This is a genomic window from Listeria monocytogenes, assembly GCF_900187225.1.
In the GTDB taxonomy this organism is placed as follows: Bacteria; Bacillota; Bacilli; order Lactobacillales; family Listeriaceae; genus Listeria; species Listeria monocytogenes.
Genome location: NZ_LT906436.1, coordinates 1,681,388 through 1,703,920 on the forward strand (window position 1 = coordinate 1,681,388; position 22,533 = coordinate 1,703,920).

Here is a 22,533-nt window from a genome sequence, read left to right on the forward strand (position 1 = left end):
TAATCATAGCAGAGATTGCCCCTATTTGACTAGTTTTTATCATTTAAAATGCGCTCGGCTTGTTGCACAATTTGAACCATTCCCGCATCTCGCATAAAAAAGCTAAAAGCCGGTTGTAAAATGAATTGGCTTAACTCCCCTTGAATGATGACAGGCCCTTTCGTTTCAAGGTAATCATCTAGTGATTCGATGGAAATAACATGCGCCGCATAAACTCGTTTAGTAAACGTTCGTTCCTCTGATTCGACTAAATAATCGGCTACAAAATGAAGTTCCGCACTAATCGCCCCCGTCTCTTCCATGAGCTCGCGTTTCGCTGCGTCTAAATTTGTTTCTCCTGGTTCGCCTTTTCCCCCAGGAAATTCAAGTCCACGGATTTTATGTTCGGTAAAAAGCCAACCATCCTTTGTTTTAGGTATAATGAGCACATCGTCCGGATTATTTTCCTGTGCTTCAAAATAGATTGTAACTTTGTTTCCAAGTGTATCAATATAAATAAACAAAAACTCACTTCCTTTTCTTTTTTCAAAAATGTGGTAAGCTGTATGTAAGCTGAAATTTAGAGGATGAATATCAATGAAAAAAATTCTTATCGGAGGAATCCGACTTTATCAAAAATATATTTCGCGGTTCACCCCGGCTACTTGTCGCTTTTACCCGACTTGTTCTGCTTACGGGATTGAAGCGATACAGACACACGGTGCCCTAAAAGGAAGTTACCTTGCAATTAGACGTATTTCTAAATGCCACCCGTTTCATAAAGGTGGGCTGGATTTTGTGCCACCTAAAAAAGATAAAAACGCTGATTCCGAGCATTCTTGTAAAGTCCATCACCATCATTAATCATATCATGAATCGGTTTTTACCGGTTCATTTTTTTCTTGCTTTTTAAGCCAGAATAAGGTATTATCAAATTCGGACTATAAATCGTAATTGCTACGATTCGTATATTATTTAAACAAGAATTATTTCGATTTAGAGGAGTGAAAAGATTGAGAAAAAAGTATCTTATTGCTTTAACTGTACTATTTTCGGCATTACTCATACTTACTGGCTGTTCAGATGAGAGCGATACAAAAGCGACAAAGAGTGATCAATTAACTGTTTATACAACTGTTTACCCTTTGCAGTATTTAACAGAACAAATCGGCGGTGAGTATGTAGATGTTCATAGCATTTACCCACCAGGTTCTGATGCCCATAGCTTCGAACCAACTCAAAAAGATATGATGAAAATTGCCGATAGTGATTTATTCTTCTATATCGGACTTGGTATGGAGGGATTTGTAGATAAAGCGGAAAAAACACTCGCGAATGAACATGTCTCTTTCGTCCCTACCGCTGAAAAATTAGACTTGCCAAAAGATCCAGATGCCGCAGAAGAACATGACCTCGAAAGCGAAGAAGAACACGAACATGGCGACATTAACCCCCACGTATGGTTAAATCCTGTATACATGGAACAAATGGCAACAGTTGTAAAAGATAAATTAATCAAAGAAATGCCCGATCAAAAAGAAACTTTCGAAAAAAATTACCAGGCTGTCGAAGAAAAATTGAAAAAGCTAGATCAAGATTTCCGCACAGTTACAAAGGAAGCAAAACAAAAAGACTTCGTGACAGCACATGCAGCCTATAGCTACTGGGAAACAGAATATGGTCTGCACCAAATTCCTATTGCTGGTGTATCAACAAGTGATGAACCTTCTCAAAAGAAATTAAAATCTATCGTTGAAAAAATCGAAGCAGAAAAAATCCCATATATTATGTTAGAACAAAACACTAACTCAAAAATAGCAGATGTTATTCAACAAGAAACAAATACAAAAACACTGACACTCCACAATTTAGAAACACTTACGCAAAAAGACATAGACCAAAAGCGTGATTATCTTTCCATAATGAACGATAATTTAAAAGCATTAAAAGAAGGTCTTAATTATTAAAAAAGAAAGGCGCTCTATTTACTTAGAGTGCCTTTCTTTTAATTTATTGCGTTGAATTTTACCAGATGCTGTTTTAGGTAGATTTTCGACAATCGTAATTTGTTTAGGAATTTTATAACTAGCTAAGTTTGTTTGGCAGATGCGGCGTAATTCATCTTCATCAAATGTTTCTGCGACAACGATAAAAGCGACGGGAACACTCCCCCATTTATCGTCAGTTTTACCGACAACAGCCACTTCTTTCACGCCCTCATACTCGGAAATGACATGTTCTATTTCAGTAGGATAAATGTTCTCTCCTCCCGAAATAATCAAATCAGAACGACGCTCTAACACAAATAAAAAGCCTTCTTCATCCAAATAGCCGATATCACCGGTTTTGAACCAACCATCCACAAACGAAGCTTCTGTCGCTTTTTTATTATGTAAATATCCAGGTGTAATCGATGGTCCTTTTAGTAAAATTTCTCCGTCATCCGCAATTTTCACTTCTGCTGGAAATAACGCTTTACCTGAAGAACCGATTTTATTTAAGGCATCTTTCGGTGGCAAAGTAACGATTTGTGAAGCTGTTTCTGTCATACCAAATGACTGCACTAAGGGAATGTCACGCTGTTTGCAAATTTCCAAAACGGTTTTACTAGCAGGACCGCCGCCCAGCAAAATGGTTCGTACATTCGGATGATAACTGCCACCATGTATTTTCAACAATCGTTCCAACATAGAAGTCACAACCGATATCGTGGAAACTTTACCACTTTCAAGCAATTGCGTGATTTTTTCTTCATCGAAATGCTCTTCCAAATATACGGGAATTCCGTAAATCACCGAACGCATCATAATCGATAAGCCGCTAATATGGAAAATCGGAACAGCACAGAGCCAGCTATCTTTCTCTGTTAAACCTAAATTTAGCACAGAGGCAACTGCGCTCCACCAGTGATTCTCATAAGTCTGTATGACACCTTTTGGCTTACCCGTGGTCCCTGACGTATACATAATGGAAGCTGTGCGTGATAAATCCCAAGTTTCAAGTAATTCTGGCTCTTTATAATCTGTTTCCGCTAATTCAGAATAACTTATTCCAGCCCCTACCTTATCTTCAAAAGTATCCGCCACAATCACTTGTTTTACTTCAGCGTTCGCAAGTTGATATGCTATCTCTTTTTTCGTCAAACGATTATTCAGAAATAAAGTGACCGCACCGAGTTGTTGCAGCGCATGAATGAGCAAAAACGTCATCCGATCATTCTTTCCAAGCAATGCAATCATCTCGTCTTTTCTAATGCCTAATGCGAATAATTTACCCGCAAGTCGCTCTACTGCTTCACTTATTTCTTCAAATGTTTCTTCTTTTCCTTCAAAAACGAGTGCGGTCTCTTTAGGAGAAAGCCGCACTCGTTTTTGAAGCCAGTTTGTCATGTCCATTTTTACACCTTCAAATCAAGGGAATTTTGGAAATTGGTCAAAGTCTGGATCACGTTTTTCTTTAAAGGCATCGCGACCTTCTTTGGCTTCATCGGTTGTGTAGTATAGAAGTGTTGCGTCACCAGCTAATTGCTGAATACCTGCTAAACCATCTGTATCCGCATTGAAAGCTGCTTTGATGAAACGCAAGGCAGTTGGACTTTTTTGTAGCATTTCTTTTGCCCATGCTACTGTTTCTTTTTCTAAATCTGCTACTGGAACAACTGTGTTAATCCAGCCCATTTCAAGTGCTTCGTCCGCTGTATATTGACGGCACATGAACCAAACTTCTTTCGCTTTCTTATGTCCGATAACACGTGCTAAATAGCCAGAACCATAGCCAGCATCAAAACTACCAACATTCGGTCCTGTTTGACCAAATTTCGCATTATCTGCTGCAATTGTTAAGTCACATACTAATTGAAGCACATTTCCCCCACCAATGGACCAGCCTGCAACCATCGCGATAACTGGTTTTGGAATAACACGAATTAAACGTTGTAAATCAAGTACGTTTAAGCGTGGGATTTGGTCATCGCCAACGTAACCACCGTGACCGCGCACTTTTTGGTCTCCGCCAGAACAGAAAGCTTTTTCGCCTTCCCCTGTTAAAATAATCACACCAAGATTCGAATTATCACGCGCTAAGTTAAATGCATCAATCATCTCTGTTACTGTTTTTGGTGTAAATGCATTATGTACTTCTGGACGATTAATCGTAATTTTCGCGATTCCTTCGTAACTTTCATATTTGATTTCCTCATATACTTTTTCTGTTTGCCAATTAAAACTCATTTTTCTTCCTCCTTCAAAATATCTTCCAGCCAGTAATTAAGCTGACTTGAAAAGCTGTTTGGTTGTTCTAAATAAACTGCATGCCCCGCTTCTTGAATTGAAACATGCGTACTATTTGGTAAAAGTTGATGCATTTCCTGCGCGATTTTTTCAAACTTCTCATCTAAAGCACCGGTAATGAGTAGCACTGGAAAAGTAAAGTTTGCTAAACAGTTCCAGTAAGATAGTTGTTTTCCGGTCCCCATCCCACGTAGACTCATTGCTAAACCATGCGAGTTTTGCGATAGCCGTTCTGACCTAATTCTTCTTTTCATTTCAGGAGACAAAACTTTTTGTGAAGCAAACAAAGCTAAATTTTCCCAGTAGTCCACAAAAGGCACCAAGCCCTCTTCTTCAATCCAGTCTGCCAAACGATTATCAGCCTCGATACGACTTGCGCGGATATCTTCTTGTTCAAGGCCAGGAGAGCTACTAACTAAAATAAGTCCACGCACCCTTTTTGGAAAGGTTGCTGCAAACGCAGTCGCGACCCGCCCGCCCATCGAATAGCCAAGAACAAAACATCTACTGATATTTAATTGATGTAAAATTCCAGCTAAATCCTCGCAAATATTTTCCATTGTGTAAGACGATATTTCTTCTGGGCTTGCGGTATTTCCGTGCCCAAGTAAATCTGGCGCAATAATATTAAAGCGTTCTTTCAAACCCGAAATAATATCTTGAAATGTTTCGCTTGTTCCAGTAAAACCATGTAACATCAGTAAAGCTGGCTTTTCTCCACTTATAGCAGCTGTTAGGTGATAATGTTGACCGTTTACTAGCATATTAATTTAATGCCTTCAACGCGTCCGCAATTTTAGCCCAAAGCGCTTGATGATTTGCTTTATTTTCATGACGATTTGTTTTCACTTCAATAATGTCTAATCCTTTGTGATAACTAGCTTTATCAATAGCTTCTTCTAGCTCGTCAACCGATTTCGCCTCATGATAATCCGCATCATAAAAAGCAGCTGCGAAACGGAAATCAAGTTCGGTGGAAGTACCAAACAATGATTCAAAATACTTCGGTTCATTTGCTTGAGGTAGGAACGAGAATATTCCGCCACCATCATTATTAACAATCACAATCGTTAGGTTCATCTTATATTTTTTCGCCATAAGTAACCCGTTCATATCATGATAAAAGGACAAATCACCAATCAATAAAAACATTGGTTGGAAGACAACACTAGCACCTAACGCTGAAGAAACAACTCCATCAATACCATTAGCCCCGCGATTTGCTAGCATTTTTATTTTCTTATCAATTTGTGAAAAGTACGTATCGACATCACGAATCGGCATACTATTACCTATAAAGAGCCCTGCTTTGTCCGGCAACAAGCGGCGCAATTCCGCAACAATCTTTCCTTCTTCCAAAATGGTTGTGTTCGCCATTTCAGCCAAAACGATTTCGCGTGCCACTTTATTATACGATGTCCATCTACTTAACCACGCTGCATCTTTCGCATCGTCAGGCATATTTTGTTGCATGATATCTAGTAAGAATCGTTCATCACAGTGAATCATGTCCGTTACCGCTTTAATCGGATCTTTCCAAGCAGCACCCGGATCCACCACATAAAAACGAATATCTGAAAGTTGTTCTAACCAGTTTTTCAGTGGTTTAGAAACTGGCATACTTCCAAAACGAATAACTACTTCTGGTGTTAATTTGTCCAAAATCTCTGCTTCTTTTAAGAATGCATCATATTGGTCAATCACTACTTCATCTAGCGCCCCGTATGAACGGAGTCCAGAAAGTGGATCAGCTAAAATCGGCCAACCTAGTTTTTTCGCTAAATCAACCATTGGCTGCTCCAATTCTTTCTTATCAATTGGTCCAACAACAAATACGCCTTTTTTACCAGTGCATTCCGTCACCATTTTTTGAATCGAGCTATCGTCTAAAACTTCATGTGTATAATAAATATGTACGTGATGATGTTTTTTCCCGGTAGCTGTGAATGGTGAAGGTTCTAAAATCGGTACAAGCGGTTCGCGTAATGGGAAATTAAGGTGCACTGGGCCACGTGGGGTTTTCATTGCAATATCCACCGCGCGACTTCCATGCCATTTTGCATAGCGAAGCATTTCTTCACTGTTTTCAGGAAGCGCCATATCCGTAAAATCCTTGACATGTGAACCATATAAATGTAACTGATCCATCGCTTGCGGTGCTCCAACATTTCGAAGCTCATGCGGGCGATCGGCAGTTAAAACAATTAATGGAATTTGTGATAAATTGGCTTCAGCAACTGCTGGGAAATAGTTCGCCGCTGCAGTTCCAGAAGTACAAAGTAGAACAACTGGACGTTTCGATGCTTTCGCAAGGCCTAAAGCAAAAAAGCCAGCCGAGCGTTCGTCAACATCCACATAAATCTTCAAAATCGGATGCTCTGCCATCATCAGTGCAAGCGGAGTGGAACGTGAACCCGGGCTAATAATCGCTTCTTTCACCCCGGCTTGCACAAGCTCCTCAATAAATGCAGCTAAATAATCTGTCAGCACTTGTTCGTGGTTTGTCATTTCTTTATGCCTCCTAATACGCGTAACATCGGCTGGAATTTTACTGCCGTTTCTTGTAATTCTTCTTTTGGTACTGAATCTCCAACAATCCCGCAACCAGCATAGATTAACCCCTGCGAATCGACAATTAAGCCTGATCGAATGGCCACAGCAAACTCACCAGAACCTTTTAAGTCAACCCAGCCAATCGGTGCTCCGTAGAAACCACGATCCATTTCTTCTTTCATCCGAATAATGGCTAATCCCATTTTTTGAGGTAAACCGCCAAGAGCTGGCGTTGGATGAAGAGCTTTTACCATTTCAAGCATGGAAACATCTGGTTTTTTCTTCGCGGTAATATTCATATATAGATGTTGAATATCACGATTTTTCAGAAGTACTGGTTGGCTAGATAACGACAATCCTGTTGTAAATGGTTTTAATGTTTCTTCCATCATTTGCACTACATAAGAATGCTCTCGCAAGTTTTTCGCATCTTTTAACAGAGCATTTCCTAGTGCTTCGTCCGCTTCTTCAGTAGCGCCGCGCTCCGTAGAACCGGCTACACATGACGAATGAATTTCATCCCCATTGACCGCAAGTAATCTTTCAGGAGTTGCCCCGAAAAAGACCCCTGTTCCCTTTTCAATAAGGAAGAAATAACTATTTTCTTGTGTTGCTAGCATATTTTCCAAAATAATGGCACTATCTACTTGGCGCTGGAAACGCAAGCCCATTCGTCTAGCCAGAACAACTTTTTTTACATCTTCTGAATGATTAATCATATCGATAATTTCACTCGCAGTTTCTAGGAAATGTTCTTTGCCAATCTCCTTAAAATCTGTAAGTAATGCCATTTCAGCTTCATTAACCTCTTGATGAATGATTTTTTGCCATTGATTAAAAACAGCTTCTAATTTGCTCTCCGTATCATCGGAGTAGATAGACAAATTAACAGTTAAATAACTTTTACCATCTTTATTCGTTAACATAAATAATGGTAAATAAAACAAGCCATCTTTAAAACTTTGCCATTCTTTCTCTGTATCACGCTCAGGATCAAAGGCAAAACCACCAAAGTAAACTGGTCCAGTTGCATCTACGGTTGCATTGGTTACACTAGTTCGCAGTCTCTTCTCAATTTTCTCTTGCAGTCCAAGAAAAGCATCTTTTTTCTTCTCCGCCAAAAATTGTTTCGTTACACCAAAACCGGTCATGGTCAGTGTCATTTCTGGATTTTGCCAGAAAAAACGTTCACCTTTAAAAGCCGTACCAGCTTTTTTAAACAATTTGACTGGAGACACTAATTCATCTAACTCAGTTACCCAGCTAAATAGAGCCGGTTGATCTTGGCTTGCGCTACGTTTCGCTTGATTAAATAAATCAAGAGGCAATTTAGTATTCATATGCTTATCTCTCCTTTTACATTCACATCTTCTATTATACCAAAAATAGAGCTAAACTGCTTGGTTTGCGTTTTTTCTTTCATTTCGTCATTAATTATTGACGTTCTTACAATATTTCCCTAAAATGAAGGGTAGACATCTGAAACATATGGAAGTGAAAAAGGAGAGAAAAACATGGCTAATGCCTCAAAATCTGCACTTACAAAACAAACTGGATTTCAAAAATGGTGGACATTACTTCGTCCTCATACACTTGTAGCCTCTTTCGTTCCAGTATTTCTTGGAACATCGGTCGCAATGAGCTACACCAGTTTTCATTTTACACGTTTTATCGTTATGCTCATTGCTTGTTTCTTTATACAAACATCCGCCAATTTATTCAATGAATATTTTGATTATAAAAAAGGACAAGATGATGAGCACTCGGTTGGAAATGGTGGTGCCATCGTCCGAAATGGTATGCGCCCAGGATTTATTTTATTCCTAGCAATTTTCTTATACATATTATCAATTCTCGGTGGTGTTTATTTATCCATTGAACTTAATTGGTATGTAGGATTACTTGGCGCAATATGTATGCTTGTTGGCTTTCTTTATACGGGAGGACCTTACCCTATTGCTTATACGCCGTTTGGTGAAATTATGGCAGGATTCTTTATGGGGGGAATTATTACTTTCATTTCCTTCTATATTCAAGCAGAATTTATTAGTTCGTTTATTGTATACGTATCGATTCCAGTAATGGTGCTCGTTGGTAACTTGCTACTTGCTAATAGTATTCGTGATTTAGTACCTGATAAGAAAAATGGTCGTTTAACCTTAGCTATCTTGCTAGGTCGCAAATGGGCAACCGTTTTATTCGCAGCTGCTTTTCTATTCAGTTACGTATTTGAAATCGCCCTTATTTTCACACAAGATGCTCCGTGGTGGACGCTTCTGATTTTACTTAGTTTGCCAGAAGCTATTCGAGCTGTGCGTCGTTTCATCGGTAAAACTTCGCCGATTACAATGGTCCCAGCCATGAAATCCACATCCAAAGCATTAACTATCTTCGGAATTACATTAGCCCTTGCTTACCTTTTAAGTCTATTATCGAGAAATTTATTCATGTAAAAAAACTGGTTGTCCTCGTGACAACCAGTTTTTTTATTTAGATCCAATTTGGACCTGCTGTTTATTTTGGGCATATTTCGCTAATTCTATCGATAAATCATATCGTAAAAATGGCGTAATAATATAAATCCCTTGGAAATGCTCACAAATCGCATCCACTAATTCACGAGCAATTGCCATCCCTTCTTCATTTGCATGACCGTGCTCTTCCGCCTCTCTCATTCGCTCCCGTACATCATCTGTCAAACGAATCCCGGGAACCTCATTATGCAGAAATTCCGCATTCCGACTAGACAATAATGGCATAACCCCAATAAAAAGTGGCACATCAATATTCGCTTTTTGCAAGGCTTCTTTTAATAAGATAGCTTTATTCACATCATAAATTGGCTGTGTAATAATATAATCAGCACCATATTCCACTTTTCGCTCAATTAACCTAACCGCTTTCTCTAAGTTCAGCACATTCGGATTAAATGCCGCTCCAACATGGAATCGTGCCTTTTCTTTCAGCGACTTCCCGGTATAAGAAATTCCCTCATTGAACTTTTTAATTAGCTGAACTAATTCCACAGACCTTAAATCAAATACCGAAGATGCTCCAGGGAAATCACCTACTTTAGTTGGATCACCTGTAATTGCAAGCACATCATGCAGCCCCAATTTATGAAATCCCATCACATGCGAATGCATCCCAACCAAATTATGATCCCGTGTCGTCAAATGAATGAGTGGTTTAATACCATATTCATGCTTCAAAATCGAAGCAAGCGCCATATTACTAATCCGCGGCGTGGCAAGCGAATTATCCGAAATCGTAATCGCATCAACGCCTGCCTCGTCAAGTGCCTGGGCTCCTTCAAAAAATTTCGTCGTATCAAAAGTCCGCGGCGGATCTAGTTCAACCAAAATCGTTAAACGTTCCTTCACTTTATCAAGCAAACGTTCACCAGAATCCACATCCTCCACTTCTTCTGGAACAAGTTCCAATATCGGCCGAACTTCTTTTTCCAAAATGGGTTTTGTTGTTTCAAGGCCTTTTCGCAAAGCGCGGATATGGTCTGGTGTCGTGCCACAACAACCACCAATAATCCGAGCGCCTTCTTGCCGAAAAACCTCCCCATAATGTTCAAAATAATCCGTATCAGACTGATAAATCACTTTTCCTTCTTGCATCTCTGGCAAACTAGCATTGGGATAAACTGCCAAATAAGCATTATCATACAGCGGCACTGTTTCAAGAGCACGCGCCATGTGATACGGACCAAGACGGCAATTAATACCAACTACATCCGCCCCCAGCGCAATAAGCTCTTCCAGCGCATCCGGCAATTTTTTCCCGTTTTGCAAAATACCCGGTTCATGCATAGAAACATTCGCAACTACTGGTAAATCAGTAGTCTCGCGAAGAATTTTCAACACTGTCTTAAGCTCATCTAAATCATAATATGTTTCTAGCAAAATCGCATCCACGCCATCTAACAAAAAACAGTATAGCTGCTCCCTAAAACTTCGCTTGATTTCTTCGAGTGGAGCCGCCGGAAGTCTTGCATCTACAGCGCCATTTATTCCGCCAATCGTCCCAAAAATATACGTTCCAGTCCCTCTTGCCGCTTCCTTTGCCAATCGAATAGCTGCTTGATTAATACGCTTCACTTCATCCTCTAAACCATATCGCGCTAATTTAATATAATTTGCGCCATACGTATTCGTTTGGATAATATCCGCCCCAGCACCAATGTACGCTTTATGAATCGCAACAATATCTTCCGGATGAGACAAATTTAGCTCCTCAAACGAACGATCCACTCCATAAGAATAAAGCAAAGTGCCCATCGCACCGTCAGCAATTAATACTTTTTCGCTTAAATCTTTTCTTAAATTCACTTCGCAACACTTCCCTTCTTAATGAATGAAAGTGCTTGTTTTAAATCTGCAATCAAGTCTTCAGCATCTTCTAGTCCAGCTGAAAAACGTAATAATCCTGGCGTAATCCCTTGCGCCAAACGTTCCTCTTCCGGAACAGCCGCATGAGACATTTTAGCCGGGTAAGAAAGAATACTCTCGACCGCACCTAGACTCACAGAGAACACTGGCAATTCCAAATGTGTAACTAGTTCTCGCACCGCTTCCTCACTGCCTAAATCAAACGATAAAACAGCCCCGCCACTTGTCGCCTGTTCCACTTGAATGTCATACCCCGCATGCGACGGTAACCCCGGATAATGCACCGCAACCACATCTGGCTCCGCATTTAAAAATAGCGCAATTTTCTCCGCCGTTTCCGTCCCAGCCTTCATCCGCACAGAAAGTGTTTTTAGTCCGCGCAATAACAACCACGAATCCTGCACTCCAAGAACCCCACCAGTCGAATTTTGCAAAAAGTACACTGCTTCAGCAAGATTAGGATTATTTGTGACAATTAGCCCCGCCAAAATATCACTATGCCCACCAAGAAATTTCGTCGCACTATGGATAACTAAGTCCGCACCTAATTCTAACGGTTTTTGAATCAGCGGCGTTAAAAATGTATTATCGACAAATGTATAGCAACCATTCGCTTTCGCAAGTTTAGCAACTGTGCGAATATCCGTCACATGTAGCAGCGGATTAGAAGGAGTTTCCAAATAAACCAATTTTGTATTTGCTTGAAACGCCTTAGCAACCTCGTCAATATTTGTTGTATCAACAAAAGTATGCGTAATCCCAAACCGCGGCAACACTTGTTCCACCAAACGAAACGTCCCGCCGTACACATCTTTTGCAATAATAAAATGATCTCCTTTTGAAAGCGTAAAAAGTGCCACAGAAACAGCCGCCATTCCACTAGCAAAGGCAAAACCATTCGTACCACCTTCCAATTCTGCAATCGCCTGTTCCACTTTTCCCCTGGTTGGGTTTCCACTTCTTGCATAATCATAAGCATGGTAGTTATCAAAATCATGTTGATGGAAAGTAGAAGATAAATGAATCGGCGTATTAAGCGCACCTGTTTCTTTATCAATCCCGAGGCTCGCTTTAATTACAGCCGTATCTTGCGCGTATTCTTTAGCCACGAGCACTCACCTCTTCCAAAACCGCATCGAGCGCCTTAGACAAGTCAGCAATCAAATCCTCACTCGCTTCAATCCCAACTGAGATGCGCAACAATTTATCTGTCAGCCCGTAAGAATTCCGCAACTCCACCGGAATATCCGCATGTGTTTGAGTCGTTGGATAAGTAATCAAACTCTCCACACCGCCTAAACTTTCCGCAAAAGTAAACAATTCTAGTTCTTTCAAAAGTGGCGATACGAGCGCCGCATCTCGAATAAAGAAACTAATCATCCCACCACGTCCTGGATAGCGCACTTCCTCCACTAGCTTGTGCTCTTCCAAAAACGCCGCGATTTTTTGAGCATTAGCTTGATGTTGTCTCACTCGTAAAACCAGTGTCTTAAGCCCGCGAATCAATAACCAACTATCAAATGGTGATAGGACCGTCCCCGTCGCATTCAATTGATCAAAGAAGAATTTTCCGAGTTTTTCCTCTTTTACTATAACCGCACCAGCTAGCACATCATTATGACCACCGAGATACTTCGTCGCACTATGAATCACAATATCCGCTCCCAAAGATAGCGGCTGCTGTAAAACAGGTGTATAAAAAGTATTATCCACAATCACAAGTAAATCATGCGCATGGGCCCATTTTGCGACAGTCGCAATATCCGTTTCCTGCATCAATGGATTCGTTGGCGTTTCAATAAAAATCGCCTTCGTTTCTGGACGAATCAATTTTTCCAAATCAGCAATCTCCGCCCCGTCCCAATAAGAAAATCCAATCTGATATTGCGCACCAAACTGTCCAAAATATCTAAAAGTCCCCCCGTACAAATCCTGCGAACTAATAATATGTTCACCAGTTTTAAAAAGTTGGAAAACAAGTTGAATCGCACTCATCCCTGAACTCGTTGCAAAAGCATGCGTCCCATTTTCTAGTTCCGCGAGTGCTTCCTGTAAAGCATCTCGCGTCGGATTTCCAGTTCTAGTATAATCATACCCCGTTGATACTCCAAGATCGGCATGCTGGTAAGCTGTAGAGAAGTAGACTGGCATATTGACAGCACCCGTTCTTTCACATTTTCTATTTCCAATTTGCGCTGCTATCGTCTCTTGTTTCAGCTTTGCCATAATTACCTCTCCTCCATTCCTTTATTTCTCTAATACTTGATATTCCGCACGAACTTCTTTAGTCGCTTTAATCATATCTTGTAGCGCCGCAATTGTTTCAGGCTCTTTCCGCGTTTTCAACCCACAATCCGGGTTAATCCAAAATTGTTTCGCATCAATTGCCCGTAACGCCCGGCGAATATTGTCTTGAATTTCTGTCACAGTTGGAACACGTGGACTATGAATATCATAAACTCCAAGGCCAATCTCCTTATCATACGTCACTTCTTCAAATGTCGAAATAATCTCCCCGTGACTTCTTGACGTTTCAATCGAAATAACATCTGCATCTAGAGCACTAATCGTATCAATAATATCGTCAAAATCCGAATAACACATATGCGTATGAATTTGCGTATCATTTTGCACCGAAGCAGTCGTTAATTTAAACGAATAAACCGCATCATTTAAATATTTTTCCCATCTAGCTTGCTTCAGCGGCAAACCTTCACGTAAAGCCGGCTCATCGACTTGAATCACTTTAATACCATTACGTTCTAAGGCTTCTACTTCTTTACGTAACGCGAGTCCAACTTGATTCGCAACAACACTTTCAGGCACATCATCACGAACAAAACTCCAGTTGATGATTGTTACTGGCGCAGTGAGCATCCCTTTGACCGGACGTTTCGTTAACGACTGGGCATAGACACTTTCTTTCACCGTAATTTCTTCTGTAAAAGCAACATCTCCGTAGATAAGCGGCGGACGAACTGCTCTCGAACCGTATGATTGCACCCAACCAAATTTCGTTGCTTGGAAACCAGCCAATTTCTGCCCGAAATATTCTACCATGTCTGTCCGTTCAAATTCGCCGTGGACCAATACATCAATATCTAATTCCTCTTGAATTTTAATCCAGCGCGCCGTTTCTTTTTCAATAAAAGCATTATATTCCGCATCCGTAATATTACCTTTTAACCAATCAGCCCGAGTCTTCCGCACTTCCGGCGATTGTGGGAAACTTCCGATTGTCGTTGTTGGAAATAGCGGTAAATTCAACCAAGCATGCTGCAATTTAATCCGTTCCGCAAATGGCAACTCTCGGTCAACCCGAACATTTTCCAAATTCGCAATCGCTTCTTGTACTTCTAAATTATTTCGATGACTTGATTCATTGAGCGCCGTCACTGCCGCACGAGCATCTTCCAGTTCAGCTGTCACACTTTCCGCACCATCCGTCAAAGCCTTCGTCAAAATAGCAATCTCGTCTAATTTCTGATCAGCAAACGATAAACCACCGAGAATCACTTCATCCAAATCTGGTTCGCTCAGTTTCGTTACTGGCACATGTAGTAAGGAGTTGGAAGGCTGCACAATCAATTTCCCATCCGTCACATAATCCGCAATCTCAGTAAGTAGCGAAAGTTTTGCATCCAAGTCACTCCGCCAAACATTCCGACCATCAATCACACCGGCCGCTAAATATTTATCTTCCGGGAACCCATGAGCCTTCAACGCTTCAAGCGAATCGCCATGATCATGAACAAAATCAATTCCAATCGCCGCTACTGGTAAATTAACAACCTCTTCATAATAATCCAAACTTTCAAAATAAGTTTGTAATTCGATTTTCAAATTTGGTACTGCGGTTTGAAACGCCTGATACACTTTTTCAAATAACTTAATTTCTGATTTATCAAAGCTAGTTGCCAGATAAGGCTCATCAATTTGCACCCACTTGGCACCAGCCCGCTCAAGCTCTTTCAGAATTTCCACATACGCCGGAATAAATTTATCTAATAACGCTTCAAAATTTTCCGCATCGTTCCCTTTTCCAAGTTTTAAGTAAGTAACCGGACCAACAAGCACTGGCTTACCTTCAATACCAAGCTCTTTCTTCGCTTCTTCGTAATAATAAAGCGCCCGATTATCCAACACTTTCGGATCCGCATCCGCCAGTTCAGGAACAATATAGTGATAGTTAGTATTAAACCATTTAGTCATTTCAGAGGCAACCGCGTCACTTTTACCACGTGCAATATCAAAATATGTATTTAGCGAAACTTTCCCACCATCATGCTGAAAACGTTTTGGAATAATTCCAAATGTCACACTCGTATCAAGCACTTGATCATAAAAACTAAAATCACCAACCGGAATCAAATCAATTCCTTTTTCTTGTTGTTTTTTCAGCGCATGCAATCGCAGAGCCTTCGTTTCAGCCAACAATTCCTCTTCCGAAATCGCACCATTCCAGAATTTTTCTAACGCACGTTTCCATTCACGTTTCTCCCCAAGTCTCGGATACCCCAAGTTTGAACTAATCGCCTTTACCATACCTATCACCTTATCCTCTCGATTTTTTGCCAATAAAAAACCTCCCTAGAGAACTAGAGAGGTTTGGAAGTTTCGATACACAAATACACTGAAACTTTTTAAGTCTCTCTTATCTCTCGAAGCATCACACTTCGCAGGATTTAGCACCTTTTCAACGTATTGAAAGGTTGCCGGGTTTCAACGGGCCAGTCCCTCTACCACTCATTATAAGAGCAATTTATTTAGTTTTTTTAATCACTTAAATTGGATTGAAATCATCATACCACTTGCAGCTAAAAACTGTCAATCATTAATTTTTCATTTTCTTTTCAAGAGCATCTTTCCGTGCTCCAAATATTAGCAACAAACAGCCAAGCACAAGGATTCCGGCTACTACAAAATAAAATATTTGATTTCCAAAAATCCCAATCATCATTCCAGTCGCGCTCGGCCCAATAATGCTTCCCAAACTAAAACACATACCAACCAAAATATTCCCAGCCGGAAGCAATTCAAGTGGCGTCAAATCCGTCATATAAGATAATCCAAGCGAATATAGAGACCCAAGTAAAATCCCCAACACAAAGAAGAAAACCACATATAAAACAGGTATCTTAACAAATGCGGTCAACACAAAAACAACTGCTCCTGCTCCCGTCAATAGAGGTAATACTTTTCCTCGTCCAAACTTATCACTAACAATCCCAATAGGCACCTGAAAAATAATCGTCCCCACCGAAAAAGAAGAAATAACCATCGCAATCATCATCGTGTCGAGTCCATCACGCAACCCAACAACTGGAAATGTCGCATTAAGTCCAGTCTCCAAAATCCCATATAAAAACGGCGGAATCATCGCTACCCAAGCCAATTTAAATACATCCGAAAAACGTTTCAAACTACCCCAAAAAGAAATTTTCCGAATCACAGCCTTTTCACCAACAAAGTCATTACGAACAAACCAAACGAGTCCCCAAGCTATCAAAACTAAAATTCCAGATAAAAAGAAAGGCAAGTTCGCATTAATTTCTGCTAAATTAACCAATTGCGGCCCAATCGCAAATCCTAATGAGAAAAACAAACCATAAATAGCCATATTCCGACCACGTTTACTCGGATCACTCATTGCCCCAATCCAAGTCTGCGAAGAAAAATGTAACATATGATCCCCCACACCAATAAGCAACCTTAATATAAACCAAAAATATAAATTAAACCAAATTGGAAAAGCCAAAATCGAAACCGCAACTAGTCCTCCCCCAACTAAAATAATCGGCTTATAGCCATATTTATGAAGTGGCGCCTCAATAAATGGAGAAATAAGCAAAACTCCTAAGTAGATTCCCGTAGCATGAAACCCATTAATTCCTGCACTTATACCTCTCTCCTCTAATATTATCGCAATAAGAGGTAACAAAACCCCTTGTGACAATCCAGAAATGGCAACAACCATCGTCAAAATCCAAAACTTACCTTTAGCCCCCATTAGATACCTCCAACAAAATTTTACTAAATAAAAAAACAATGTCACAAACTGACATTGTTTTTAGGATGACCCGTACGGGATTCGAACCCGTGTTACCGCCGTGAAAGGGCGGTGTCTTAACCGCTTGACCAACGGGCCATATCTGGCGGAGAAGGAGGGATTTGAACCCTCGCGCCGCGCGAGCGACCTACACCCTTAGCAGGGGCGCCTCTTCAGCCACTTGAGTACTTCCCCAGATATAAAAAGCTTATTCTCTTTTAAAGAATAACTCCACAGGCAGGACTCGAACCTGCGACCGATCGGTTAACAGCCGATTGCTCTACCAACTGAGCTACTGTGGAATAAAATGGGCCTAAATGGACTCGAACCATCGACCTCACGCTTATCAGGCGTGCGCTCTAACCAGCTGAGCTATAGGCCCCAGTAAAACTATATTCATGGTAAAAAGCGGGTGATGGGAATCGAACCCACGACAACAGCTTGGAAGGCTGTAGTTTTACCACTAAACTACACCCGCATAATATAATTTTAAAAACAAAGGGCGGATAATGGGAATCGAACCCACGAATGCCTGAACCACAATCAGGTGCGTTAACCACTTCGCCATATCCGCCATAAGGCAAAAATGTTTAAAAAAAGAATGGCTTGGGACAGAATCGAACTGCCGACACCTTGAGCTTCAATCAAGTGCTCTACCAACTGAGCTACCAAGCCATAATGGCGGTCCCGACGGGATTTGAACCCGCGATCTCCTGCGTGACAGGCAGGCATGTTAACCCCTACACCACGGAACCACTATTGCGGGGGCAGGATTTGAACCTACGACCTTCGGGTTATGAGCCCGACGAGCTACCAGACTGCTCCACCCCGCGACAATAATATTAAATTTTAGTCCACATATCACAAGTGAAAAACGGAGGAAGAGGGATTCGAACCCCCGCGCGGTATTACCCGCCTGTCGGTTTTCAAGACCGATCCCTTCAGCCAGACTTGGGTATTCCTCCATGATAATAATAAAGTGACAAGTGGACCTTGCAGGACTCGAACCTGCGACCGGACGGTTATGAGCCGTCTGCTCTAACCAACTGAGCTAAAGGTCCAAGATTGAAAATAGCGGCGGAGGGAGTCGAACCCACGACCTTTCGGGTATGAACCGAATGCTCTAGCCAGCTGAGCTACACCGCCATAATAATAAGGCAACTATTTTCTACTTAAATGTGAAACAAGTGGAGCCTAGCGGGATCGAACCGCTGACCTCCTGCGTGCAAAGCAGGCGCTCTCCCAGCTGAGCTAAGGCCCCTTAATAATAAGGGATTAAACTATCGGGAAGACAGGATTCGAACCTGCGACCCCTTGGTCCCAAACCAAGTGCTCTACCAAGCTGAGCTACTTCCCGTTTAATAAAGTGCGCCCAAGAGGAGTCGAACCTCTAACCGCTTGATTCGTAGTCAAGTACTCTATCCAGTTGAGCTATGGGCGCAAATATAAGTGCCGAGGACCGGAATCGAACCGGTACGGATATCACTATCCGCAGGATTTTAAGTCCTGTGCGTCTGCCAGTTCCGCCACCCCGGCGTTGCTATAAAATATGGAGCGGAAGACGGGGTTCGAACCCGCGACCCCCACCTTGGCAAGGTGATGTTCTACCACTGAACTACTTCCGCATATTCCATAATAAGTGCGGGTGAAGGGACTTGAACCCCCACGCCTCGCGGCGCCAGATCCTAAATCTGGTGCGTCTGCCAATTCCGCCACACCCGCAAAAGTGAGCCGTGCTGGGTTCGAACCAGCGACCCTCTGATTAAAAGTCAGATGCTCTACCAACTGAGCTAACGGCTCTCTACAATAAAAAATATGTATTATTATAAAGTTAATATTAATGGTGCCGGCTGCAAGAGTCGAACTCGCGACCTACTGATTACAAATCAGTTGCTCTACCAACTGAGCTAAGCCGGCATAAAAAATGGAGGTTAACGGGATCGAACCGCTGACCCTCTGCTTGTAAGGCAGATGCTCTCCCAGCTGAGCTAAACCTCCAGAAATACTGCCCGGCAGCGACCTACTCTCGCAGGGGGAAGCCCCCAACTACCATTGGCGCAGAGAAGCTTAACTACCGTGTTCGGGATGGGAACGGGTGTGACCTTCTCGCCATAACTACCAGACAATATTGAATTGTTGAAAGATTGCTCTCTCAAAACTAGAGAAGAAAGGGTTCAGTTAGGTAACTTCGTTTCATTTTTTGGTTAAGTCCTCGATCGATTAGTATTTGTCCGCTCCATGTATCGCTACACTTCCACTCCAAACCTATCTACCTGATCATCTTTCAGGGATCTTACTTTCCGAAGAAATGGGAAATCTCATCTTGAGGGGGGCTTCACGCTTAGATGCTTTCAGCGTTTATCCCTGCCACACATAGCTACCCAGCGATGCTCCTGGCGGAACAACTGGTACACCAGCGGTGTGTCCATCCCGGTCCTCTCGTACTAAGGACAGCTCCTCTCAAATTTCCTGCGCCCGCGACGGATAGGGACCGAACTGTCTCACGACGTTCTGAACCCAGCTCGCGTGCCGCTTTAATGGGCGAACAGCCCAACCCTTGGGACCGACTACAGCCCCAGGATGCGACGAGCCGACATCGAGGTGCCAAACCTCCCCGTCGATGTGGACTCTTGGGGGAGATAAGCCTGTTATCCCCGGGGTAGCTTTTATCCGTTGAGCGATGGCCCTTCCATGCGGAACCACCGGATCACTAAGCCCGACTTTCGTCCCTGCTCGACTTGTCAGTCTCGCAGTCAAGCTCCCTTGTGCCTTTACACTCTGCGAATGATTTCCATCCATTCTGAGGGAACCTTTGGGCGCCTCCGTTACTCTTTAGGAGGCGACCGCCCCAGTCAAACTGCCCACCTGACACTGTCTCCCCACGCGCTAAGCGTGGCGGGTTAGAATGGTCATACAGCCAGGGTAGTATCCCACCATTGCCTCCTCGTATGCTAGCGCACACGTCTCTTCGGCTCCTACCTATCCTGTACAAGCGGTACAAACATTCCATATCAGGTTGCAGTAAAGCTCCACGGGGTCTTTCCGTCCTGTCGCGGGTAACCTGCATCTTCACAGGTACTATAATTTCACCGAGTCTCTCGTTGAGACAGTGCCCAGATCGTTGCGCCTTTCGTGCGGGTCGGAACTTACCCGACAAGGAATTTCGCTACCTTAGGACCGTTATAGTTACGGCCGCCGTTTACTGGGGCTTCAATTCGTACCTTCGCCGAAGCTAAGCACTCCTCTTAACCTTCCAGCACCGGGCAGGCGTCAGCCCCTATACGTCACCTTACGGTTTTGCAGAGACCTGTGTTTTTGCTAAACAGTCGCCTGGGCCTATTCACTGCGGCTCTCTCGGGCTTGCACCCTAATAGAGCACCCCTTCTCCCGAAGTTACGGGGTCATTTTGCCGAGTTCCTTAACGAGAGTTCTCTCGCTCACCTTAGGATTCTCTCCTCATCTACCTGTGTCGGTTTGCGGTACGGGCAGTACTACTCTTCCTAGAGGCTTTTCTTGACAGCGTGAAATCAGGAACTTCCGTACTTAATTTCCTTCCCCATCACAGCTCATGCTTCGCGAGAAGCGGATTTGCCTACTTCTCACACTCACTGCTTGGACGCACATTTCCATTCGTGCGATTCCCTATCCTTCTGTGTCACCCCATCGGTTAAACAATTAGCACTGGTACAGGAATCTCTACCTGTTGTCCATCGCCTACGCCTATCGGCCTCGGCTTAGGTCCCGACTAACCCTGAGCGGACGAGCCTTCCTCAGGAAACCTTAGATATTCGGTGGAAGGGATTCTCACCCTTCTTTCGCTACTCATACCGGCATTCTCACTTCTAAGCGCTCCACCAGTCCTTCCGGTCTGACTTCACCGCCCTTAGAACGCTCTCCTACCACGAACCTCTAAAGAGGTTCATCCACAGTTTCGGTAATATGTTTAGCCCCGGTACATTTTCGGCGCGGGGTCACTCGACCAGTGAGCTATTACGCACTCTTTCAATGGTGGCTGCTTCTAAGCCAACATCCTGGTTGTCTAAGCAACCCCACATCCTTTTCCACTTAACATATATTTGGGGACCTTAACTGGTGGTCTGGGCTGTTTCCCTTTCGACTACGGATCTTATCACTCGCAGTCTGACTCCCGAGTATAAGTACATGGCATTCGGAGTTTATCTGAATTCGGTAACCCGAGAAGGGCCCCTAGTCCAAACAGTGCTCTACCTCCATGACTCTTTACCTCGAGGCTAGCCCTAAAGCTATTTCGGAGAGAACCAGCTATCTCCAAGTTCGATTGGAATTTCTCCGCTACCCACACCTCATCCCCGCACTTTTCAACGTGCGTGGGTTCGGACCTCCAGTAAGTATTACCTTACCTTCATCCTGGACATGGGTAGATCACCTGGTTTCGGGTCTACGACCTGTTACTTATGCGCCCTATTCAGACTCGCTTTCGCTACGGCTCCGCTTTTTCCGCTTAACCTTGCAACAAATCGTAACTCGCCGGTTCATTCTACAAAAGGCACGCTATCACCCATTAACGGGCTCTAACTACTTGTAGGCACACGGTTTCAGGAACTGTTTCACTCCCCTTCCGGGGTGCTTTTCACCTTTCCCTCACGGTACTGGTTCACTATCGGTCACTAGGGAGTATTTAGCCTTGGGAGATGGTCCTCCCGGATTCCGACGGAATTTCACGTGTTCCGCCGTACTCAGGATCCACTCTGGAGGGAAAGCTATTTCAACTACCGGGCTGTTACCGTCTTTGGCGGGCCTTTCCAGACCGCTTCATTTATAACTTTCTTTTGTAACTCCGTATAGAGTGTCCTACAACCCCAAGAAGCAAGCTTCTTGGTTTGGGCTCTTTCCGTTTCGCTCGCCGCTACTCAGGAAATCGATTTTTCTTTCTCTTCCTCCAGGTACTTAGATGTTTCAGTTCCCTGGGTCTGCCTTCCTCACGCTATGTATTCACGTAAGGATACTATCCGACTAAAGATAGTGGGTTCCCCCATTCGGAAATCTCTGGATCAACGCTTACGTACAGCTCCCCAAAGCATATCGGTGTTAGTCCCGTCCTTCTTCGGCTCCTAGTGCCAAGGCATCCACCGTGCGCCCTTTCTAACTTAACCAATTTACTTCTACGAAGTAAAGGTTGTTTTTCTGATTTTCCGTATCAGCGATGATACATCCAATCAGATGAAAGATTCACTTTCAGATGATTCTCGGTTACTTGTGTCATAAATAATAAATTATCTATGCT

General features: G+C 42.7%; 14 protein-coding genes, 21 tRNA genes, 2 rRNA genes and 1 riboswitch. Of the genes, 3 read left to right on the plus strand and 34 right to left on the minus strand.

Annotation, left to right across the window (positions count from 1 at the left end):
* Positions 1–29 precede the first annotated feature (29 nt).
* Positions 30–503 (minus strand): RNA deprotection pyrophosphohydrolase, encoded by a 474-nt coding sequence (gene ytkD / locus CKV70_RS08480; RefSeq protein ID WP_003723260.1) that lies wholly within the window; start codon positions 501–503, stop codon positions 30–32.
* Between the two features lie 73 nt (positions 504–576).
* On the opposite strand from ytkD, the gene yidD reads away from it, so the two are divergent.
* Together yidD and CKV70_RS08490 are read left to right on the plus strand one after the other, a co-directional pair.
* Positions 577–843: a membrane protein insertion efficiency factor YidD gene (yidD, locus tag CKV70_RS08485; RefSeq protein WP_003723261.1), complete on the plus strand. Its 267-nt coding sequence runs from the start codon at positions 577–579 to the stop codon at positions 841–843.
* A 149-nt stretch (positions 844–992) separates the two neighbouring features.
* The gene (locus tag CKV70_RS08490) at positions 993–1,946 is read left to right on the plus strand and encodes a metal ABC transporter substrate-binding protein (RefSeq protein ID WP_012951687.1); all 954 of its coding nucleotides are present in this window, start codon (positions 993–995) and stop codon (positions 1,944–1,946) included.
* An 18-nt stretch (positions 1,947–1,964) separates the two neighbouring features.
* Here CKV70_RS08490 and CKV70_RS08495 read toward each other — a convergent pair whose 3' ends face one another.
* Genes CKV70_RS08495 through CKV70_RS08515 form a run of 5 tightly spaced genes read right to left on the minus strand, consistent with a single transcriptional unit; the run spans position 1,965 to position 8,161 of the window.
* A complete protein-coding gene (locus CKV70_RS08495) occupies positions 1,965–3,374 on the minus strand; it encodes an o-succinylbenzoate--CoA ligase (protein ID WP_014930965.1) in 1,410 nt (469 codons plus the stop codon).
* A gap of 15 nt (positions 3,375–3,389) precedes the next feature.
* Positions 3,390–4,208 (minus strand): 1,4-dihydroxy-2-naphthoyl-CoA synthase, encoded by an 819-nt coding sequence (gene menB / locus CKV70_RS08500; RefSeq protein ID WP_003726089.1) that lies wholly within the window; start codon positions 4,206–4,208, stop codon positions 3,390–3,392.
* Complete coding sequence (gene menH, locus CKV70_RS08505) at positions 4,205–5,032, minus strand: 2-succinyl-6-hydroxy-2,4-cyclohexadiene-1-carboxylate synthase (RefSeq protein WP_014600898.1); 828 nt, start codon at positions 5,030–5,032, stop codon at positions 4,205–4,207. The genes menB and menH overlap by 4 nt, the downstream gene beginning before the upstream one ends.
* Position 5,033: 1 nt before the next feature.
* Positions 5,034–6,776: a 2-succinyl-5-enolpyruvyl-6-hydroxy-3-cyclohexene-1-carboxylic-acid synthase gene (gene menD, locus CKV70_RS08510; RefSeq protein WP_014600899.1), complete on the minus strand. Its 1,743-nt coding sequence runs from the start codon at positions 6,774–6,776 to the stop codon at positions 5,034–5,036.
* Positions 6,773–8,161 (minus strand): isochorismate synthase, encoded by a 1,389-nt coding sequence (locus CKV70_RS08515; RefSeq protein WP_003723267.1) that lies wholly within the window; start codon positions 8,159–8,161, stop codon positions 6,773–6,775. The genes menD and CKV70_RS08515 overlap by 4 nt, the downstream gene beginning before the upstream one ends.
* Before the next feature lie 174 nt (positions 8,162–8,335).
* Here CKV70_RS08515 and CKV70_RS08520 point away from each other — a divergent pair, with 174 nt between their 5' ends.
* Positions 8,336–9,274 (plus strand): 1,4-dihydroxy-2-naphthoate polyprenyltransferase, encoded by a 939-nt coding sequence (locus CKV70_RS08520; protein WP_003723268.1) that lies wholly within the window; start codon positions 8,336–8,338, stop codon positions 9,272–9,274.
* Between the two features lie 33 nt (positions 9,275–9,307).
* On the opposite strand, the gene CKV70_RS08525 is transcribed toward CKV70_RS08520, so the two are convergent.
* The 28 genes from CKV70_RS08525 to CKV70_RS08660 form a co-directional block, all read right to left on the minus strand.
* The gene (locus CKV70_RS08525) at positions 9,308–11,161 is read right to left on the minus strand and encodes a bifunctional homocysteine S-methyltransferase/methylenetetrahydrofolate reductase (protein ID WP_014930967.1); all 1,854 of its coding nucleotides are present in this window, start codon (positions 11,159–11,161) and stop codon (positions 9,308–9,310) included.
* A complete protein-coding gene (metC, locus tag CKV70_RS08530) occupies positions 11,158–12,330 on the minus strand; it encodes a cystathionine beta-lyase (RefSeq protein WP_014600901.1) in 1,173 nt (390 codons plus the stop codon). Before metC ends, CKV70_RS08525 begins: the two co-directional genes overlap by 4 nt.
* Positions 12,323–13,447, minus strand: coding sequence for an aminotransferase class I/II-fold pyridoxal phosphate-dependent enzyme (locus CKV70_RS08535; RefSeq protein WP_014600902.1), 1,125 nt, complete (start codon positions 13,445–13,447; stop codon positions 12,323–12,325). The genes metC and CKV70_RS08535 overlap by 8 nt, the downstream gene beginning before the upstream one ends.
* A gap of 21 nt (positions 13,448–13,468) precedes the next feature.
* Positions 13,469–15,766, minus strand: a complete 2,298-nt coding sequence (gene metE, locus CKV70_RS08540) for a 5-methyltetrahydropteroyltriglutamate--homocysteine S-methyltransferase (protein ID WP_003733295.1) — start codon at positions 15,764–15,766, stop codon at positions 13,469–13,471.
* 106 nt (positions 15,767–15,872) lie between these two features.
* Positions 15,873–15,979, minus strand: a riboswitch (SAM riboswitch).
* 76 nt (positions 15,980–16,055) lie between these two features.
* Positions 16,056–17,231 (minus strand): MFS transporter, encoded by a 1,176-nt coding sequence (locus CKV70_RS08545; RefSeq protein ID WP_010989784.1) that lies wholly within the window; start codon positions 17,229–17,231, stop codon positions 16,056–16,058.
* A 66-nt stretch (positions 17,232–17,297) separates the two neighbouring features.
* A tRNA-Glu gene (locus CKV70_RS08550) sits at positions 17,298–17,369 on the minus strand.
* 5 nt (positions 17,370–17,374) lie between these two features.
* Positions 17,375–17,465 (minus strand) — tRNA-Ser (locus tag CKV70_RS08555).
* 34 nt (positions 17,466–17,499) lie between these two features.
* Positions 17,500–17,572: transfer RNA gene (locus tag CKV70_RS08560), tRNA-Asn, on the minus strand.
* 6 nt (positions 17,573–17,578) lie between these two features.
* A tRNA-Ile gene (locus CKV70_RS08565) sits at positions 17,579–17,652 on the minus strand.
* Positions 17,653–17,677: 25 nt separating this feature from the next.
* Positions 17,678–17,748: transfer RNA gene (locus CKV70_RS08570), tRNA-Gly, on the minus strand.
* 23 nt (positions 17,749–17,771) lie between these two features.
* Positions 17,772–17,844, minus strand: a tRNA-His gene (locus tag CKV70_RS08575).
* 28 nt (positions 17,845–17,872) lie between these two features.
* A tRNA-Phe gene (locus CKV70_RS08580) sits at positions 17,873–17,945 on the minus strand.
* Between the two features lie 4 nt (positions 17,946–17,949).
* Positions 17,950–18,025 (minus strand) — tRNA-Asp (locus tag CKV70_RS08585).
* Positions 18,026–18,029: 4 nt separating this feature from the next.
* Positions 18,030–18,103, minus strand: a tRNA-Met gene (locus CKV70_RS08590).
* A 42-nt stretch (positions 18,104–18,145) separates the two neighbouring features.
* Positions 18,146–18,235 (minus strand) — tRNA-Ser (locus tag CKV70_RS08595).
* Between the two features lie 22 nt (positions 18,236–18,257).
* Positions 18,258–18,331 (minus strand) — tRNA-Ile (locus CKV70_RS08600).
* Positions 18,332–18,342: 11 nt separating this feature from the next.
* Positions 18,343–18,416 (minus strand) — tRNA-Met (locus tag CKV70_RS08605).
* Positions 18,417–18,458: 42 nt separating this feature from the next.
* A tRNA-Ala gene (locus tag CKV70_RS08610) sits at positions 18,459–18,531 on the minus strand.
* Between the two features lie 22 nt (positions 18,532–18,553).
* A tRNA-Pro gene (locus CKV70_RS08615) sits at positions 18,554–18,627 on the minus strand.
* A 10-nt stretch (positions 18,628–18,637) separates the two neighbouring features.
* A tRNA-Arg gene (locus tag CKV70_RS08620) sits at positions 18,638–18,711 on the minus strand.
* Positions 18,712–18,720: 9 nt separating this feature from the next.
* Positions 18,721–18,806, minus strand: a tRNA-Leu gene (locus CKV70_RS08625).
* A gap of 14 nt (positions 18,807–18,820) precedes the next feature.
* A tRNA-Gly gene (locus tag CKV70_RS08630) sits at positions 18,821–18,895 on the minus strand.
* A 15-nt stretch (positions 18,896–18,910) separates the two neighbouring features.
* Positions 18,911–18,992 (minus strand) — tRNA-Leu (locus CKV70_RS08635).
* A 5-nt stretch (positions 18,993–18,997) separates the two neighbouring features.
* A tRNA-Lys gene (locus tag CKV70_RS08640) sits at positions 18,998–19,070 on the minus strand.
* A gap of 41 nt (positions 19,071–19,111) precedes the next feature.
* Positions 19,112–19,187: transfer RNA gene (locus tag CKV70_RS08645), tRNA-Thr, on the minus strand.
* A gap of 8 nt (positions 19,188–19,195) precedes the next feature.
* Positions 19,196–19,268, minus strand: a tRNA-Val gene (locus CKV70_RS08650).
* A 9-nt stretch (positions 19,269–19,277) separates the two neighbouring features.
* Positions 19,278–19,393, minus strand: a 5S ribosomal RNA gene (gene rrf / locus CKV70_RS08655).
* A 77-nt stretch (positions 19,394–19,470) separates the two neighbouring features.
* Positions 19,471–22,402: ribosomal RNA gene (locus CKV70_RS08660) — 23S ribosomal RNA — on the minus strand.
* Between the last annotated feature and the right edge of the window lie 131 nt (positions 22,403–22,533).